Origin of the sequence: Frankia gtarii (genome assembly GCF_025403375.1) — a bacterium.
Taxonomy (GTDB): domain Bacteria; phylum Actinomycetota; class Actinomycetes; order Frankiales; family Frankiaceae; genus Frankia; species Frankia gtarii.
In genome coordinates this window covers 1-1,898 of record NZ_JAMPTM010000504.1, presented here as the reverse complement: position 1 = coordinate 1,898, position 1,898 = coordinate 1, and the positions used below count along the sequence as shown (strand labels likewise).

At 73.3% G+C, this 1,898-nt stretch carries 1 protein-coding gene; it reads left to right on the top strand.

What is annotated here, in order from left to right:
* Positions 1-1,898, top strand: a 1,898-nt coding sequence (locus NBZ83_RS31875) for an ABC transporter ATP-binding protein (RefSeq protein ID WP_368861940.1), incomplete at both ends; no start/stop codon positions are given.

Sequence of the window (1,898 nt, the reverse complement as noted above, 5' to 3'; positions counted from 1 at the left end):
GGCGGGGCGGGTGCTCAGCGGAGGCGGGGCGTTCGGTGACGTGCCGGCGACGCCCGAACTGCTCGCCAGGGTCGACGCCCTGCCGCCGGCCCGCGACGATCCGCAGGTCGACCAGGCCGCCGCCGCGGCGCCCGACCCGGATTTCACGCTGCGCCGGCTGCTGTCCTGGGTGCGCGTTCCGCTTGTGGTGGGGCTGCTGCTGGTCGCGCTCGACGCCGTCGCCGGCCTGACCGTGCCGGCGCTGGTGCGCCACGCCGTCGACGCGGGCGTGAGCGCGCAGGCGCGCAACGTGCTGTTCGCCACCGCCGGTGTCGCGCTCGCCGTTACCCTCGCCGACTGGCTCGTCCAGATCTGGCAGACCCGGGTCACCGGGCGGATGGGGGAGCGGCTCCTCTACGTGCTGCGGGTCAAGACGTTCGCCCAGCTCCAGCGCCTCGGGCTCGACTACTACGAGCGCGAGCTCGCCGGCCGGATCATGACCCGGATGACCACCGACGTCGATGCCCTGTCGACGTTCCTCCAGACCGGCCTGGTCACCGCGATCGTCAGCCTGCTGTCCTTCTTCGGCGTGCTGATCGCGCTGCTGCTCCTCGACGCCCAGCTCGCCCTCGTCGTCATCGCGGTGCTGCCGATCCTGATCGCGGTGACGGTGGTGTTCCGGAGCCGCTCGTCGGCCGCCTACACCGAATCCCGGGAACGGGTCAGCGCCGTCAACGCGTCCCTGCAGGAGAACCTGACGGGGCTGCGTGTCGCGCAGGCGTTCGGCCGGGAGGAGGTCAACCAGGAACGGTTCCGCGGGCTCGCCGACTCCTACCGGCGCTCGCGGATGCGGGCACAGCGGATGATCGCCCTGTACTTCCCCTTCGTCGAATTCCTTTCCCGGATCGCGGGCGCCCTCGTGCTGGGCATCGGCGCGCATCTCGCCGTGCACGGATCGCTGTCGGCGGGTGCGCTGCTCGCCTTCCTGCTCTACGTCAACCTGTTCTTCTCGCCGGTGCAGCAGCTCTCCCAGGTGTTCGACGGCTACCAGCAGGCGATGGTCGGCCTGCGCCGGCTGTCCGACCTGCTGCGCACCCCGACGTCGACGCCGCCGGCCGCCCACCCGCGCCCGGTCGGCCGGCTCACCGGCGAGGTGGTGCTCGACGACGTCCACTTCGCCTACACCGTCGTCGACGGCACGGCGGGCAACGCCGTCGACGGGGTGAGCCTGCGCATCGCCCCCGGTGAGACCGTCGCCTTCGTCGGCGAGACGGGCGCCGGCAAGTCCACGGTGGTCAAACTCGTCGCCCGGTACTACGACGTCACCGGCGGGGCGATCCGGATCGACGGCGTCGACCTGCGCGAGTTCGACCTGTCGGCCTACCGCCGCCGGCTCGGCGTCGTCCCGCAGGAGCCGTTCGTGTTCTCCGGCACGATCCGCGACGCCATCGCCTACGCAAGGCCCGACGCCGCCGACGACGAGGTCCGAGCCGCCGCCCGCGCGGTCGGCGCCGACACGTTCATCGACACCCTGCCCGACGGCTACGACCATCCCGTCGGCGAACGGGGCCGCGGCCTGTCCGCCGGGCAGCGCCAGCTGCTGGCGCTCGCCCGCGCCGAGCTCGCCGACCCCGACATCCTGCTGTTCGACGAGGCGACCGCCGCGCTGGATCTCGCCACCGAGGCCGCCGTCACCGCCGCCGCCGAGGCGGTCACCACCCGGCGGACCACGATCGTCGTCGCCCACCGGCTGACCACCGCCGCCCGCGCCGACAGGGTGGTGGTGATGGCCGACGGCCGCGTCGCCGAGCAGGGGACGCACGCCGAGCTCGTCCACGCCGGCGGCCCCTACGCCCGCCTGTGGGCGGCCTTCACCACCGACCCCGAACCACCCGCCACCGAACCACCCGCCACCGGAT